Origin of the sequence: Enteractinococcus helveticum (assembly GCF_020742345.1) — a bacterium.
Classification (GTDB): domain Bacteria; phylum Actinomycetota; class Actinomycetes; order Actinomycetales; family Micrococcaceae; genus Yaniella; species Yaniella helvetica_A.
The window spans coordinates 53,140-68,926 of sequence record NZ_DYXC01000058.1; the positions used below are offsets into that span (position 1 = coordinate 53,140).

Annotated in this window: 17 protein-coding genes and 1 riboswitch; of the genes, 3 read left to right on the top strand and 14 right to left on the bottom strand. The window is 56.8% G+C overall.

Annotated features, from left to right (window positions below; translation table 11 throughout):
- Positions 1-28: 28 nt before the first annotated feature.
- A complete protein-coding gene (locus K8V32_RS04415; RefSeq protein WP_303903472.1) occupies positions 29-508 on the bottom strand; it encodes a MarR family winged helix-turn-helix transcriptional regulator in 480 nt (159 codons plus the stop codon).
- A 178-nt stretch (positions 509-686) separates the two neighbouring features.
- Between K8V32_RS04415 and K8V32_RS04420 the strand changes: the two genes are divergently transcribed.
- Positions 687-1,952 (top strand): MFS transporter, encoded by a 1,266-nt coding sequence (locus K8V32_RS04420; RefSeq protein ID WP_303903475.1) that lies wholly within the window; start codon positions 687-689, stop codon positions 1,950-1,952.
- Here the strand turns inward: K8V32_RS04420 and K8V32_RS04425 are convergent.
- From K8V32_RS04425 to hisD, 5 genes are all read right to left on the bottom strand, one after another.
- Positions 1,949-3,037, bottom strand: a complete 1,089-nt coding sequence (locus K8V32_RS04425) for a hypothetical protein (RefSeq protein WP_303903478.1) — start codon at positions 3,035-3,037, stop codon at positions 1,949-1,951. The two genes, K8V32_RS04420 and K8V32_RS04425, sit on opposite strands and share 4 nt — an antisense overlap.
- Entirely contained in the window at positions 3,034-3,249 is a 216-nt protein-coding gene (locus tag K8V32_RS04430) for a cold-shock protein (protein ID WP_303903481.1), read from the bottom strand. Before K8V32_RS04430 ends, K8V32_RS04425 begins: the two co-directional genes overlap by 4 nt.
- A 305-nt stretch (positions 3,250-3,554) precedes the next feature.
- Entirely contained in the window at positions 3,555-3,923 is a 369-nt protein-coding gene (gene hslR, locus K8V32_RS04435; protein WP_303903484.1) for an Hsp15 family ribosome-associated heat shock protein, read from the bottom strand.
- An 11-nt stretch (positions 3,924-3,934) separates the two neighbouring features.
- Positions 3,935-4,468 (bottom strand): flavin reductase family protein, encoded by a 534-nt coding sequence (locus K8V32_RS04440; protein ID WP_303903487.1) that lies wholly within the window; start codon positions 4,466-4,468, stop codon positions 3,935-3,937.
- Between the two features lie 40 nt (positions 4,469-4,508).
- A riboswitch (SAM riboswitch) is annotated at positions 4,509-4,632 on the bottom strand.
- 48 nt (positions 4,633-4,680) lie between these two features.
- Complete coding sequence (gene hisD / locus K8V32_RS04445) at positions 4,681-5,994, bottom strand: histidinol dehydrogenase (RefSeq protein ID WP_303903490.1); 1,314 nt, start codon at positions 5,992-5,994, stop codon at positions 4,681-4,683.
- A gap of 58 nt (positions 5,995-6,052) precedes the next feature.
- Here hisD and K8V32_RS04450 point away from each other — a divergent pair, with 58 nt between their 5' ends.
- Positions 6,053-7,660 (top strand): mechanosensitive ion channel domain-containing protein, encoded by a 1,608-nt coding sequence (locus K8V32_RS04450; protein WP_303903493.1) that lies wholly within the window; start codon positions 6,053-6,055, stop codon positions 7,658-7,660.
- Here the strand turns inward: K8V32_RS04450 and K8V32_RS04455 are convergent, their stop codons facing one another.
- Genes K8V32_RS04455 through K8V32_RS04465 form a run of 3 tightly spaced genes read right to left on the bottom strand, consistent with a single transcriptional unit; the run spans position 7,661 to position 9,468 of the window.
- Positions 7,661-8,182, bottom strand: coding sequence for an O-acetyl-ADP-ribose deacetylase (locus K8V32_RS04455; RefSeq protein WP_303903496.1), 522 nt, complete (start codon positions 8,180-8,182; stop codon positions 7,661-7,663).
- 2 nt (positions 8,183-8,184) lie between these two features.
- On the bottom strand, positions 8,185-8,616 hold the full coding sequence (locus K8V32_RS04460; protein WP_303903500.1) for a universal stress protein: 432 nt from the start codon (positions 8,614-8,616) through the stop codon (positions 8,185-8,187).
- Between the two features lie 3 nt (positions 8,617-8,619).
- Entirely contained in the window at positions 8,620-9,468 is an 849-nt protein-coding gene (locus K8V32_RS04465) for an MBL fold metallo-hydrolase (protein ID WP_303903504.1), read from the bottom strand.
- 12 nt (positions 9,469-9,480) lie between these two features.
- Between K8V32_RS04465 and K8V32_RS04470 the strand changes: the two genes are divergently transcribed.
- On the top strand, positions 9,481-10,590 hold the full coding sequence (locus K8V32_RS04470; protein ID WP_303903507.1) for a glutathione S-transferase family protein: 1,110 nt from the start codon (positions 9,481-9,483) through the stop codon (positions 10,588-10,590).
- 110 nt (positions 10,591-10,700) lie between these two features.
- Here the strand turns inward: K8V32_RS04470 and K8V32_RS04475 are convergent, their stop codons facing one another.
- From K8V32_RS04475 to K8V32_RS04495, 5 genes are all read right to left on the bottom strand, one after another.
- On the bottom strand, positions 10,701-11,441 hold the full coding sequence (locus K8V32_RS04475; protein WP_303903511.1) for an SDR family NAD(P)-dependent oxidoreductase: 741 nt from the start codon (positions 11,439-11,441) through the stop codon (positions 10,701-10,703).
- Between the two features lie 8 nt (positions 11,442-11,449).
- Positions 11,450-12,418: an asparaginase gene (locus K8V32_RS04480; RefSeq protein ID WP_303903515.1), complete on the bottom strand. Its 969-nt coding sequence runs from the start codon at positions 12,416-12,418 to the stop codon at positions 11,450-11,452.
- A gap of 23 nt (positions 12,419-12,441) precedes the next feature.
- Entirely contained in the window at positions 12,442-12,837 is a 396-nt protein-coding gene (locus tag K8V32_RS04485) for a YchJ family protein (RefSeq protein WP_303903518.1), read from the bottom strand.
- 80 nt (positions 12,838-12,917) lie between these two features.
- Complete coding sequence (pruA, locus tag K8V32_RS04490; protein WP_303903521.1) at positions 12,918-14,561, bottom strand: L-glutamate gamma-semialdehyde dehydrogenase; 1,644 nt, start codon at positions 14,559-14,561, stop codon at positions 12,918-12,920.
- Between the two features lie 42 nt (positions 14,562-14,603).
- On the bottom strand, positions 14,604-15,515 hold the full coding sequence (locus K8V32_RS04495; protein WP_303903523.1) for a proline dehydrogenase family protein: 912 nt from the start codon (positions 15,513-15,515) through the stop codon (positions 14,604-14,606).
- Positions 15,516-15,787 lie beyond the last annotated feature (272 nt).

Here is a 15,787-nt window from a genome sequence, read left to right on the forward strand (position 1 = left end):
AGTTCCATGGGGACTTGACCACGAATTTTTAAGATAGTGGAAGAATTCGATCCAAAAAGTTTTTCAACGCACCCCGGTCACGGCGTGACAGCGAGGCGGTCAGCGATTCTTCGACACGTTGCACCAATGCCGCAGCCTGCTGATACAACGCCTTGCCTTCGGTAGTGATCCTCAGTGCGTGTGCACGCCGGTCCTGTGGCATCGTCTGTCGTACCAGCAGCCCGCGTTCTGCCAGACCCTTCGTCAAGGTCACAACCTGGGATGGGTCAAGGTGCAAAATCTGGCCTAACTCCAGCTGGGTCGGAGTATGGCCTTCTGCGATATAAGCCAGCGTGATGTATTGTCGGACTTCGAGTTCTACCTGTTCTAGGGCCAATTGCATTTTGGTCCGCAGTTCGTGTTCGACCTGCGATAAGGCGAAGAAGAGTTGTCGACCCAATGCTGATGATTGTGCGGTGACCAGCGCAGCCCGAGCCCGGTGATCCGGCGGTCGAAATGGTGTGTGCATGCTGCTCTCCAGTAATGCTGATCAGTGATTAAACTACCCTGCGTGTTTCGTGCCGTGCCGTCAATTTCGTATCGTGTATGACAGCGCGTGACTGAATAGGTGCTTGGTAGTCTTGTCCAAGGATATCGTCGGTCGGTTCGGGCCGCGGTTATAATAAAAGGAAACTTCTTCGCAACCTATGACGAAACGCTCCAGAACTCCGCTGTCCGGCTGGTTATGGCTGATGGTAGCCGCCGGCATGTTGACCCAGACGACAGCAAATCTGGTTCGCCCCGTCACCAGTTATAAGCTCATCCTGCTGGGTTGGGGCGAAACCGAAATTGGTTTGGCGACCGCAGCTTATGCATTACTGCCACTATTTGTTGCACTACCCTTTGGTCGGCTCCAGGCGCGTCTGCGTTCACCGCGCAACTTTGTTGCCCTGGGCGTGCTCATCCTGGCGGCAGGGGCGGCCTATCTGGCAGTGACCAATAGTGTGGTCCACCTGATGGTTGCATCGGCTGTGCTAGGTGTTGGGCACCTGATGTTTACGATTGGCGGACAGAGCATGGTCGCCAGACGGTCGAAAGCCACACAGATGGATGCTAATTTTGGGTGGTTTACTGCGTCCTTTTCAGTCGGGCAAATGTTAGGGCCGCTGCTTTCTGGGTTCATATTGGGTGGTAGTTCCTTGGCCCAGGCTCAAGCTGGCGGCGCTGACTTATCCTTCAGCATCAACCTGGCACTGTGGGTCGGGGCGATCACCTCATGTATCGCGGTGCCGGTCTTATATCTCCTGCGCGCCACACAGCCAGCGCCTACTACAGCAACTCAAGATCTTGTGACAGTCAAGCCTGGAACGAAACCCTCGGCAATAAATATTTTACGCCTACCCGGGATCGCCTCACACATGCTGGCAGCCCTGGCGCTGCTGGCCATCTTGGATATCTTGGTGGCATTCATGCCGCTGGTGGGCGAGTCAGTTGGTGTCTCACCGATGATTATCGGGGCTTTACTTGCTACTCGTGGTGCAACATCCGTTCTGTCAAGAATTTTTATCCGGCCGTTATCTGCACACTATTCCCGAAATACGCTGGTCCTGGTAGCACTGATCGTATCGGCGGCCGTCATTGCCATGGTGCCTGCAATGTTAGGCCTGGGAACTGTGGGGATAGCAACCGCATTTATCGGCATGACCATTGGCGGTTTTACCCTGGGCGTGGGACAGCCTATGACCATGACCATGATTTCTCAGGCTGTGCCTCGATCCTGGCGCGGCACGGCACTAGCGTTGCGGCTGATGGGCAATCGCATTGGACAGGTCGTCCTGCCGATAGCTGCAAGTGTGGTTGCAGGACCAATCGGTCCGGCCGGAGGCATTTGGTTCGCATGTGCAATCCTGGGCATATCAGGCGCTGAGCGGTTGATCAATAAACGGACTGGCCCAAATCCCCCAGCGGGCTAACGAGGGTGCTGACGGCGCTTCAACAACCAAAACGTCACGCCACCTAGTCCAGATACCACGATCAAGCTTGATAGCAGCCACAGCCACATTGAGGCCTGATGCGATGTCTGGTCATCCGCGGTAGCAACATGACTACCCGACGGCTGGTCTGCGCGATGTGGTGCGCTGAGGCGTGCTTTGATTGCTTCAAGTTCATCTTCAGATACTGGTGGCAGGGTTTCTAAGTCTGGTGGCCCCTGGTCGTCGTTGCGGGGGCGAGGCATGACGAGCTCTGAACCGGTGTGTCCAGAATTGCCGATTAATTGGTGCAGCAGGTGTCGTGGGTCGTTTGAGAATTGGCGAATGATGCGCGGTCCGATGTGCTCAGGCTGCTGTTGTGCAGGCGCCTGTGGTCGCTGAGCTGGCCTGTGTGGCGTACTCTCTGGTCGAGTCGTCGACGTGGTAGGTCCGGGTGAGTCGTTGGACGTTGCACTGGGAGACGGTGAGCTTGGTTTTGGGGTTGGTGACTCGGTAGGCGTTGCTCCGGTCGGTGGAGTCGTTGTAGGGGGCGTCGTCGGAGGAGCTGTCGTTGGAGGGTCTGGTGTGGGATCTGGTGTGGGGCTCGTCGATTGAGTCGGGCTATCAGATTCAGTGGGCGTCGGATCGACCGTACCTGAAGGGTTGGAAGGTTCTGATGGCGGTGGTTCTGACGGCGTTGGTTCTACCGCGGTCGGCGGTAGAGTCTGGTCACATTCGCCGTTGAGTGACTCGTTTTCCCACAGTTCCAGCGTTGCTGTGCCGCCAGATTCTGGTGTTTCTAGAACCACGGAGTTGCCGTGAATCTCTTGAGGTGCCACGGCTTGACCGTCTACTGACACTGTCAACTCATCGAATGGAACCTCGGGGGAGAACGTAATAGTTGCGGTGTTATTGTCCATACCAAGCTGGCAGGACAGTTTTAGTGCGCTTGCTGGTGTCTCCTGTTGGGCCTGATCTGAAGGAGGCTGCGCTGTTGGTGACGTCGTTGCAGCGTGGGCTGCAGGAACTGCACCGCAGGCCAGTAGACCTGCGGTGAGTACAACTCCCACGCGTGCGGGAAATTTCATGACAAGGTTGTAACCTTCTCGGCGATGAGGCCTCGTTCGCTGTTCGTGACGCTAAATTCCACGAGCTGACCTTCATCGAGCCGTCGGAACCCGTCCTGCTCGATGCCCGTGTGGTGGACGAAGATATCGTCCGAGGCGTCGTCTGGGATGATGAAACCGAAGCCTTTTTCGACGTTGAACCATTTGACGGTTCCGGTCTGGCGATCGGACATGGGTCAGCTCTCATTCCTTGTCTTTAGAGGGACACTGTAGCCCAGCATAGTGGCCACCACGGTTCAGGATACTGGAAAAAGCGTGTTTTATAAAACTAGAAGTGAACAAATGGACTTAGACCCGTGAAAAGACCGTCGTTTGTGACCAATGGTGGCTGTCCCAGTATGAAAAATCCCGCCGCCTGATGAAAGGGGATCATCGGGCGGCGGGATTACAACATCACTCGCACCTTGAAGAGGTAACTACAGTCTAAGGAACCTTGTTTTAAATTGTCCGAACGTTAGCTGGGAAGTTCCTGTACGTCTTATCGGTTGGTGTATCCGCGTAGTCGATCCAGTTCGCGACGTTGTTTTTTAGTCGGTCTGCCGGCCCCACGCTCACGCCGAGGCACGGCTAATAGATGGCGTGCAACAGGCTCTGGGGAATGATCCTTGTATTGTTTGACGGCGATTGGATAACCGACGCGTTTATTGATGAGCCCAGTGACTTCAATAATGCGCTCACGCCCAGGCTCCCGAAATGTCACGGTCTGTCCTATCCGCAACTTATGGGAGGGTTTGACCGGTTCTCCATCGATCTTAATTTTGCCGCCTTTGACCGCGGTATTGGCAGCGGAACGGGTTTTGAATAACCGAACTGAATGCAACCAAATGTCAACGCGAACAAAATCCATACGATCCAAAGCTAGTGGTCTCGAATATTACGGAACTGGGATTTGTGGAAGACCAATGGTTCGTGCACGTCGGTGAAATCAGCCAGGTTATGTACCTCAAGCAGTGCTACTGCGTGGTCGCCTGCTGGGAATTCATTATAGATCGAGGTTTCCAACCACAGTGCTGATTCAGCGACGAAGATCGCACCGTTATTCGTTTCGATGTTGAGACCGGCAAAGCGATCGCTACCTTTGGCCGCCATCTGACGGGCAATCGCGCCTTGACCTTCCCCAAGGATGGAAACGCCGATGCGGTTGGTTTCACGCAGCAGTGGCCAGGTGGTCGAGGTATTTTGCACGGCAACAGATACCAACGGGGGTTCTAAGGAAACACCAACGGTGAATGAGGAGGCGACCATGCCCTGCGCTACGCCGTCCTGGGTATAAGCAGCAAGTGCGGCAACACCGGAAGGAAATTGTCCAAAAGCGCCGCGCAGCGCCAGCGGGGAGAGGTCATTGGAAAGTTGAGTAGTGGACTGCAGGTGAGCTTGCACAGTAGTTGTCACAATCATGCCTTCAAAATTTTGCGCCCGAATATGCGCTCGAACGCTGTACTTGCCCGACACGGGGTATTCCGTGAGGCCGAATCATCACCTGGGGCACCCCACTACAACGTGGGAGGGTTGCCGTCTTACCAGCCAGGGCTACGATACGGTAAGAACTCGTGATTCTGCAGAATAGACTAACCTATTTCGGGCGGCAGCGACAATATACGTTGTCACATTCCGTTAAATCGCTGAGCGATTGCTGCAGCGTGGGCATGCAAACCTTCCGATGCTGCCAGGGTTTGAATGCCCCCTGAAACCGATTGCAGACCGGTTTCCTCATAGCGAATGCGCTGTTGCAACCGCAAGAAGGAAACGGTGTTGAGCCCCGACGAGAAGCGTGCGGTACCTGAGGTCGGCAACACGTGGTTGGAGCCTGCCGAATAATCACCCAGCGGTACCGGAGCGTAGGGCCCCAGGAAGATCGCCCCGGCGTGGGTAATGTTAGCTAATACGGCATCATTATCCGCCGTCTGGATTTCCAGGTGCTCGGTGGCAATGGCGTTGGTGACCGCAATGGCGTCATCCATGGTGTCAACCACCAAGGCGCCTGACTGCTGTCCGGTCAGAGCCTCGCGAATCTGATCTTCTAATACGGCACCAGGAACCTGCGCCTCGATCTCGGCGACCACGGATTTTGCCAAATCCATTGAAGGCGTCACCAGCACTGAGGCCGCTAATGGGTCGTGTTCCGACTGGGAGATAAGATCGGCGGCAACCCAGGCTGGATTGGCGGTCTGGTCAGCCAACACCAGAATTTCTGAGGGTCCGGCAACCGCATCGATACCGACCTGACCGAAGAACGCCTGTTTTGCTGCAGCGACGTAAACATTTCCCGGCCCGGTGATCAGGTCCACGGGGGCGCAGACTTGATTGCCGTGGGCATCATCAACGCCTAGCGCCAACATTGCAATGGCTTGAGCGCCACCGGTGGCATAAACTTCTTCGATTCCTAATAATTTGCATGCGGCCAAAATCGTGGGGTGGGGCAGACCGTTGAAATCGGCCTGTGGGGGAGACGTAACCGCAATCCCGGGTACTCCTGCGGCTTGGGCCGGTACGACATTCATAATGACCGACGACGGGTATACGGCCCGACCACCCGGCACATACAGGCCGACACGTTGGATGGGAACCCAATGGTTTTCTACTGCGGCTCCGTCACCGAGCGGCACAACAGAATTCGGTGGCAACTGGGCGGCGTGCACGGCACGGGCACGGCGGATGGATTCTTCCAGCGCTGCGCGAACACTGTTATCCAGCTCGATCAGTGCCTGGTCGAGGGCTGCCACCGGTACCCTGAGGCTTGCAGGGCGAACCCTATCGAATTGTTCGGTCAACTCCAGTACAGCTTCGGCACCACCGTTTTTGACCTTGTCAATGATGGGTTCCACGATGGCTGAGGCATCAGAAATTTCCAGTTTTGCCCGCGGCATCACGGTTGCTGGATCGTAGGTCGTGTTGCGCAAATCGGTGATGTGAAGCATGCCTGTTAGTCTAGCGGTTTCCAGGTTTAGTTCAGATCTCGTTGTCAGAATGGAGCCTATGTTGCGACTAGAAACCCAAGAGGCCCCGGCTGAGCCGACCGAGGTGCCTTCACTGCCCAATATGGAAGAAGCTGTCCCGGAAGATGTACAGAACTCGGCATTAGAAAATATCGAATCGCTGGGCCCGATTTTTGGCGTTTCACTGAATATTGCCATCGGGATACTTGCCGGGCTCATACTCACCGCCGTGGTGGCGCTGATGGTGCGATTCTTCTTACGCACCCGCAAACGTTTTTTATCGCATCTGAAAATACTGCTGGTACCCTCCTTCACTGCCATGGCGTTCCTGGGAGCTCGTATCGGACTGGAACTGTCCGGCCGCGACATCGCCATGTATACGCTGCTGGCATTTTTATTATTGATCGGCGCGGCATCTGGCTTCGCCTGGTTAGCGCTGCGCGTTGTGAATGTGGTCGAGTATCGTGTTGAAGTTCGCTACGACGAGGTCACCACCGAAGATCGTCGCGGACGGCGCATCAAGACCCAGATGCAGCTCATTAAGCGCGTCTTACACGCGATCATTATCGTGATAGCCATCGCGGCCATCTTGCTAGCGATTCCACAGGTTCGCGCTCTGGGTGCCGGTCTGTTGGCCTCGGCCGGTTTGATTTCGGTGGTCGCAGCACTGGCGGTCCAGACCACTTTGACCAACGTTTTTGCCGGTATGCAATTGGCCTTTACCGATGCGATTCGCGTGGGCGACGTCGTCGTAATGGACGATTACTACGGCACCATCGAAGACATCACCATGTCCTATGTGGTCCTGAAAATTTGGGATGGACGGCGCATCATTTATCCGTCGTCGTACTTCACCACCACGCCGTTTGAGAATTACACGCGCGTGGGGACCGAGATCTCTGCTGGGATCGACTTCCAAGTCGACTGGCGGGTACCGGTTGACGCGTTGCGTGCCCGGTTGCGCGCGCTGGTGGAGTCCTCGGATCTGTGGGATGGCCGTGACGCGAAGATTCAGGTGCTAGATATTGCCAATGATCGTGCGACCTTGCGCGTGGCCGTATCTGCTCGCAACGCCGGTGAGCTGTGGGATTTGCAGTGCCTGGTGCGCGAGGACTTTATCAAGTTCATCTCTGAGGAACATCCGCATGCGATGAATATCCTGCGTGTCCAACAGGCCCCGCCAGAACCCAGCACAGCGGTGCCTGCCGCTGAGGTAGCTGACCAGCATCCCGAACGTGAGCCTAGTGCACGCAAACGTGTCAAGGAGCCAGCAGCACATCGCAGTAGCCGCTGGGATATGAACTCGGTACCAAGCGTTGACCATGATCGAGTGCAACGGTATAAGGCCGAACCGCCGGTTGAACTCGGTTCGATTCCGACGATCAAACGGCCAACGTCGCACGAGGATCTGGTCCCCACCGGACCGGATACCTCATCGGTGCCGCTGACCAAACCTTCCGAGGATGGGTCGATGTACACCGGCTCAGTGTCGGCCATTGAGCGCAGTGCCGATATGGCAGGCCCCGGTGAAGAGGCCTACCGTAGCCGTGCACAGAACACCAGCGAACTCGATGCGGTAGACCAAGACCATCATGATGACGACGAACACCTTCCCGACGAAGAACGCCGTCGTCGTGCAGATGACTAATTAGAATTCTTTGGCAAGGTGGTCGTTATACAGCGTTTCCAGCTTTTCGGAAAACGGCACAAATACGACCTTTTCTATAGCAACCGCCGAGGCCATCGAACCTACGGTGTCAACCGCTACGGCTACGGCGTCATCGTGGGGCCACCCGTAGACCCCGGCGGAGATGGTAGGAAAGGCAACCGAGTTGGCGCCAAGTTCCTCCGCGACTTCCAGGCAGCGCCGGTAGCAGCTGACCAGCAGGTGACGACGATCCTTGGTTTTTGCATAGACCGGACCCACAGTGTGAATAACCCAGCGGGCGGGCAGTTTACCGGCCGTGGTGGCCACGGCGTCACCGGTTGGCAGGCCATCGGGCAGCTCGGAGGCGCGCAGCGCTTTGGTTGCCTCGAGGATTTCGGGTCCGCCGGCACGGTGGATGGCGCCGTCTACACCACCGCCACCCAATAATGTGGAGTTGGCCGCATTGACGATTGCATCAACCTCAACGGTTGTAATGTCTCCACGTTGAACAACCAGTTGCATACCTACCCCTTTTCGTTCTTGTCACGCTTTGTCACAGAGGTTTCGGGGACCTTCACCGATATGACGGCAACGGGCAATTCGCGCAGCAGTTCATCGGCAACGGATCCCATCATGAATTTGGAAAACCCAGAACGCTTTGCCGCTCCGATAACCACCGCATAGGGGTTGAGCTCGGCGACGACGTCTTTAAACTCATCGGCGGTCGAACGGCCCCGAGAATATTTGCGTAATTCCGTAGGCACACTAAAGCGCGACAAGTAGTGTTCTAGCTGCTCGGTTTCAGCCTGAGTCAATTCTGATTCGGAGCGCCGCTCGGCACCCGGGCCAGCATTGACGACGACCACCTTCATGGAGAGTTTCTCGGCGAGGTCTAACCCGAAATTCAGGGCTGCTCGTGACGGTTCTGACTCGGTGTATCCGACAATAATGGTCATGTATTAATCCTTGGAGGTGCGAAGTAAATAGTCCAGAGTTGCTGCCAGAGTCTTCATGGCCGGCCCGCGAACCACATCGGGCAGATTAGGATATAAGCGCATCGACAGATCGTGGACGACCACCGATTCCCAGTCCACCGGCGTCAAAATGGGAGGCAGCCCGGTGATCAGCTCACGCACTTGCTCGACGCGTTCTAACCGGTGCTCACGATATTCTTGTGCGGTTCGCGCGACCGAAGCAAGGGTTGGACCATGGGCCGGCAGTACAGCAACCTGACGCCCGGCACCTTCCAGCGCCGCCAAGGTGGCCAGCGACTCAAAGTATTCGGCAAGTGTGCCGTCAGGGTAGTCCAGCATTGTGGTGCCTTCGCCCAGGATCGTGTCCCCGGTCAGCACGGTGCCACCAGGATGCGGTGCGGCATTGTCCTCGGGAATAAAAAATGACATGGAATCTGAGGTATGACCCGGGGTGGCCACCGCCCGGATCCGGGTTCCACCACCGGTGAGGACTTCGCCATCAACCAGGGGCAGCGCATCTTGACACCATTGTTCATCGGCTGCCCGAACCGGAGCCGCAAAACGCTCAAGAAATGTTGGAAGGGCACCTGTGTGGTCCAGATGATGGTGGGTAATCAATATGGCATCAACTGCGCGATCGCCCAGCACTTTACTGACCGCATCGGCGTGTTCTGCGGAGCCGATAGCGAAACCAGGGTCTACGATCACCGCCGTATCCGCCCCGGGCGCGGCGATGATATAGGTGTTGGTGCCGCTCAGCGTCATCCCGGAGGGATTGTCCTGGGTTATTCGGGTTGTGAATTGGCTACTAGCCACGGTACTGGATTGACTCATATATTGAAGTCTATGGACTCTTCGACCAATTCTGGATACTCCACACCCGGCAAACCCTTTACTCGCGATACAAACTACATCAATGACCGCATTGTTGCCGACCCTGAAGCCCATCGGGTCGCCGACCATTATGAATACAACACCATCGGAACACTCACCACCGGCCTGACTCAAGGTGCTGAAGCCTGGCCGGTCGAAGCCGGCCGCTACCATCTGGTTGCTGCCCGCGCATGTCCGTGGGCCAACCGCACCATCATTGTTCGCCGACTGCTGGGATTAGAAGACGCTATTTCCCTGGGCACCCCGGGCCCCACCCACGATGCCAACTCCTGGACTTTTGATCTGGATCCCAACGGCGTCGATCCGGTGCTGGGAACTCAACGACTGCAACAGAACTACTTCACCCGCTTCCCGGAGTATCCCCGCGGCATCACCGTACCGGCCATGGTAGATATTCCAACCGGCGGTGTGGTCACCAATGATTACCCGCAGATCACCCTGGACTTTTCCACCGAATGGACCGCATTCCACCGCGACGGCGCACCGAATCTGCTACCCGAAGAGCATCTCGATGAGATGTTCGACGTCATCAAACGCATATTCACCGAGGTGAATAATGGTGTCTACCGCGCCGGATTTGCCGGCTCACAAGAAGCCTACGACGACGCTTTTGATCGACTGTTTACCGCACTGGACTGGCTCGAAGAACGTTTGACCACCCGACGTTATCTGATGGGCGAGCACATCACTGAAGCCGATGTTCGCTTATTCACCACGCTGGTGCGTTTTGATCCCGCTTATCATGGTCACTTCAAATGCAACCGTCATAAACTCATCGAATTCCCGGCACTGTGGGCCTACGCACGTGATTTGTTCCAAACCCCTGGCTTTGGCGACACCGTGGACTTCCAACAGATCAAAGACCATTACTACATTGTCCACCGTGACATCAACCCCACTGGCATTGTGCCCAAGGGTCCGGTACTGACCCAGTGGCTGAGCCGCCACGGCCGCGAAGACCTGGGTGGCTCGCCGTTTGGTGACGGCAGCGCCCCGGGTCCGGTGCGCGAGGGTGAAGGTGTGGATCCGGCACACAACCCGCTCTACGCCGGTAGGGGTTAGAACCGATCGTGGAGCCGTCATGTTCGGCCGTGAGTCAACAGCCCTTGTTGCTCCAGAGTGCAATAGATCTGCGACTGATCGGCGTGCCAGATGCCAGGCCAAGGTTTTTCTTAGGCCTCGGTTCGGGGGCGAATCCAGACCTCGGTGATTTGGGTATCCGAGGGTGCTTCGATCACGTGCCGAACGGTTCGGGCCACCGTTGAGGGCTTGATGAGCGTCTCGGGCAGGATCAGCGGATAATCGTCGTCCCAAGCAATCATCGGGGTATCCACATAACCCGGCGCGATCGTGGCTACTCGCATCCGATCGGCCTCGGTGCGCAGGCGAACCCCATCGGCCAGTGCCTGCAGCGCATGCTTTGACGCCGCATAGACGACGTTATTTGGCGACGTCGTCCGCGAGGCGCCCGACCCCAAGAACACCACGGTTCCGGTGGATTCCTGCAGCTGGGGCAACAGTGTGCGGGTCAGTTCGGATGGCACGGTGACATTGAGATGCATGACTTCAGACCAGATGGCCGCAGTGGCGTGGTCGAAGGCTACCCGAGGTGCAATAGCAGCGACATTGAGCAGGGCGTCGACACGCGGTAACAGCCCGAAGGTGGTATCAAACTCTTCGGTGTTGACCAGATCACACTGTACCGGATAAATTTCCTCACCCAACCGCGACAGGGTCAATAATCGGGCCTCGTCACGTCCCTGCGCCACAATCGCATAGTCGCCAACGAGTTCTTCCACGATTGCCCGGCCAATACCGCCGGTGGCCCCCGTGACCACCACAACCGGTTTATTGGACACGGTCAGCGCCTTGAGATGATCGACGATCTTGAGCTGTTGTTGAGCAGTATTCATCGTGTTCCTTAGCGAGTTTGATTAGCGAACTGAGCGCGCAGTGCTTCATCCGGCAGGGCTTGAGCCACTAATACGCCCAGCAGAATGCGCGCCTGATACGTGTTGAGTTGATGAGCACTCATCGCCCCTGCACCCAATAATGTAACCGCTCCACCATTGCCATAGATGGGTGCCACCGGGCCACTGGGCACCCGGGTGGACAATACGACCGGGATCCCGGCATCCACTGCGGTTTTCACGGCCTGGGTGAATGCAGGTGGGGCATTGCCAGCGCCGACACCCTGCAGCACCACCCCGTCGACGCCGTGTTCCAGGGCCGCATAAAATAAGGTCGCATCCGTGGACGGCGCAGCGTCAATAACAGGGATGTTGAGATCGGCAAAACGATCGGTGGGCTCATCGAGCGCCGGGTAGGTTACCGGGGAAGCGAGGCGGGTAACCTGGTGGTGATAAAACTCCGCGATCAGCGTGCCGCCCCAAAAGGTCGAGGTGGCCAGCGTGTGGTGTTTGCGGGTGCCCCGGGCAGCATGAAATTGCGAGTTAAAACCCACGACGACGCCGGCGCCACGCAGTTCAGCAGATCCCGCAGCCAGGATGGCCTGTCGCAGATTTTCTGGGCCGTCGGTATTTGGTAGATCGGCGGCGTATTGGGCACCGGTGAGCACAACCGGTTTTTCAGAGTCGTGCAGCAGGGATAAAAAGAACCCGGTTTCTTCCATGGTGTCGGTGCCGTGGGTAATGACTACCCCGTCGATATTCGGGTCCTGGGTCGCTTGTGCGACGGCGGCACGGACTTTCAACAGATCAGCAAACGTGAGATGGAAGGAGTTGATATGTAACACGTCTTCGGTGGTGACCGTGGTGTCCAGGCCAGTGGTATCTAACACCTCGTCGGCTGAGTCCGCGACCACTGAACCACCGACGTCAGCCCGGGACGCGATCGTACCGCCGGTACCTATGACATGCACATTGCTCATGAAGCTATTGTAAAGGTGCCCGGTTAGAAAAGCTCTCCGTCCACATAGACCCAGCGGCCAGCTTCGCGGGCAAACCGGGAACGTTCGTGCAAGAAATCTCGGGTGCCCTGGGCAGAACGGAAGTGTGCGACGAACTCGACCTCACCGGTTTGATCGGTTGGGCCGCCAGCAACTGTGTCCCGGATGCGCAGCCGCCGCCAGTCGATGCCTGTTGGCGCCGACGGATCCTCCGGACGCGTGGCTGAATGCCAACTGGCCGCCAGATAGGCGTCATCTCCCACAACAAAAGCCGTATACCGCGAGCGCATCAATGCCTCGGCTGTTTCCGGGGCTGCTGCACCTGTGAGCAAAGGTTGACAACAGTGTTGGAATAATCTTTCGGTGCCACACGGGCACGGGTCATCCTGGGATATGGTCATTGCTGCCTTTCACTGTCGCGTAGTGCCCTGGTGGGGGCTATCGCAGCTACCATAGTCGTTGCTAGCAGCCATTGCAGGCATTACTCGCGCAGGTACGGATAACGCCAATCTAAAGCAGGGGAGTAGTTTTCGCGAATAAACCGGCCACTGATCCACCGCTGCAGCGCCAAGCGGGAACCCGTTTTATCGTTGGTGCCGGATGCGCGTGCCCCACCAAAGGACACCTGTCCCATGAGCGCTCCGGTGGGCTTATCGTTGATGTACGTCATGCCCGCTGCATAGCGCAACCGGTCTAATGCTTGGGCGATGGCCAGTTGGTCGCGGGCAAAGATTGCTAGCGTCAGCGCATAATCCGTTGCGGAATCCACCAACTCTAAGGTCTGGGCCCACTCGTCGTCGTCATATACGTAGACGGTGAGTAGTGGACCGAAAAACTCGTCGCGCAGGCTAGTGGCATGCGGGTCCGTGGTTTGGAGGATTGTGGGGCGCACAAACCAACCGGTGGTATCGTCGACGCTTCCGCCAGCCAACACCTGGTGGGTGTCGGAGGCTTGGGCTTCTTCGATGACACGTTGCAGTCGTTGCAGGGCGGCCTGATCAATGACCGCACCCAGAAATGTTTCGTGGCGGGCCACGTCCCCAACGGTCAATGACTCGGTGATGGTTACCAGTTCGTCCTTGAGCTGCTCCCACAGTGTTCTGGGCAGATAGGCTCTGGATGCGGCGGAACATTTTTGTCCTTGATACTCAAAGGCACCACGAATCAGTGCTACGCGCACGGCAGTGGCATCGGCAGAGGGGTGGACGACGACGGCGTTCTTGCCGCCGGTTTCTCCGACCAGCCGTGGGAAGGCACGCTGAGCGTGGATAGCATTGCCCGCCTTTTGCCACAGGTCTCGAAACACCCGGGCAGATCCGGTAAATGACAGCCCGGCGAAATCCCGGTGGGCCATGGCGACATCGGACACCAACTGGCCTGAGCCGTGGACAAGGTTAATGACCCCCGGCGGCAGGCCGGCTTCTTCGAGCAAGTCTATGAGCACCGCGTTGCTATAGGCCGATTTTTCTGATGGTTTCCACACCACCACATTGCCCATCAGTGCCGCCGTGGTGGGAAGGTTGGAAGCTATGGCGGTGAAGTTGAACGGCGTCATGGCCAGAACGAATCCCTCCAGGGGGCGCTGATCCACATAGCTGGTCTCGCCCTGCAGCGCCTGGGGCTGGTCGGTATAGATCCGCTGTGCGTTATAGGCGTTGTATCGGAAAAAATCTGCGGTCTCACACGACGCATCAATTTCGGCCTGGTGAAAGGTTTTCGACTGGCCCAGCATTGTGGTGGAGACTAACTCGGTGCGATATTTTCCAGCGGCCAGGTCTGCTGCACGTAAGAATATTGCAGCCCGATCCCACCACGGGGTGGCCGCCCACCGCTCCCGCACTGCTAGGGCAGCCTCAATGGCATCCGTGACAAGAGCCTGGGTTGCGGTTGATAATTGTGCGATGACTCGTTGGTGATCATGCGGTGGCACCACCGGGGTGGTGATGTCGCTCATCACCCGTTGCCCGGCGATGACATGCGGCAGTTGCCATACTTGCTCGGACAGTTCAGCAATCCGTGCTGTGACCGCTTTGGCTTCGGCCGAACCCGGTGCATAGTCTAAGGGTGGTTCATTGACGGGCTTGGGGACCCGGAAGTTTCCGGTCATGCTGACACGAGGCCACATAGCCTGCTCCTTTCGGCCGCCTGGGTGACACCACGCAGCCAGTTATTTGCCAATCGCCGAGCGCAAGAAGAGCATAAGATTTGCCGGACGTTCTGCCATCCGCCGCATCAGATACGGGTACCACTGGGTCCCATAGGGTAGATACACTCGAACTCGGTAGCCCTGCTGGGCGAGTTCGCGTTGTCGGTCATGTCGGATGCCGTAGAGCATTTGAAATTCAAAATCCGACGGCGCAATGTTCAATTCTTTGGCCAGATAGATCACGTAGCTGATACAGCTTTCATCGTGGGTACCAAATGCTGGATCTGGAAGATGCTGCAGCGCCCAGGCAGACAGGTACTTATACTGGTTGGTTACTTCGGCGGCGTCCTGGAATGCTAACGTCACTGGTTCATCAAATGCGCCTTTGACCAACCGGATACAGGGTTGTACGTCGTGGAAGGACGCCAAATCGGCCAACGTGGAGCGCAAATAGGACTGAAATGCCTGACGCAACCGCGGAAACCGTGGCAAAAATTGCCGAAAAATCTCTAAGGTGGGTCGGCCTGCACTGCTGTGTTCCATATCCAATTCGACGCCGATATTGTATTCAGCTGCGGTATGTAGGAGGTCCTCGAGATGCTGTGCACACTGCTGTGGATCAAGTAGCACGCCCAGTTGCGAAAGTTTCACTGAAATGGTCGCCCCGGGGGATACCTCGGCCAAATGCTCCATCGCTGTGCGATATTCACGGATCGCATCTGGCACCTGAGAAAGCTCTTCAACGGACTCGCCCAAAAAATCCAGGCTGACATTAATGCCGTCAGTTTTGAGCGCTGCTGCAATCTTCCAAGCATCTTGCACCGTATAGCCGGCCACATACCGGTGCACCACCGGGCGGGTGAAACGATTGCGCGTGGTGAAGGATTCAAGCTGTTTGCTGTGTGCAGCCTTGAGTAATAACCGATTCGGCATGCCGCCTCCTGGTCTCACTTGCGACAAGAGCGTAAACCCACTTCGAAACCGAAAAATTTGAGTGATTTGTTTCACAACTCTTGATGTAGTTTCACGCTAGCCCAGGTGCCAGTTCACGGCAAGGGAGACCAGGGGATTGGACCCTATTGCATAGACCGATAACGAAAGCTAGGCTGTCGCTACATTGTGGCTTTCGTCACAATATGTTATGGCCGAAGGGCTCTGCCCCTCAACGAGGAGGAGGTACACCATGAACTGGCACCCAGAAATTC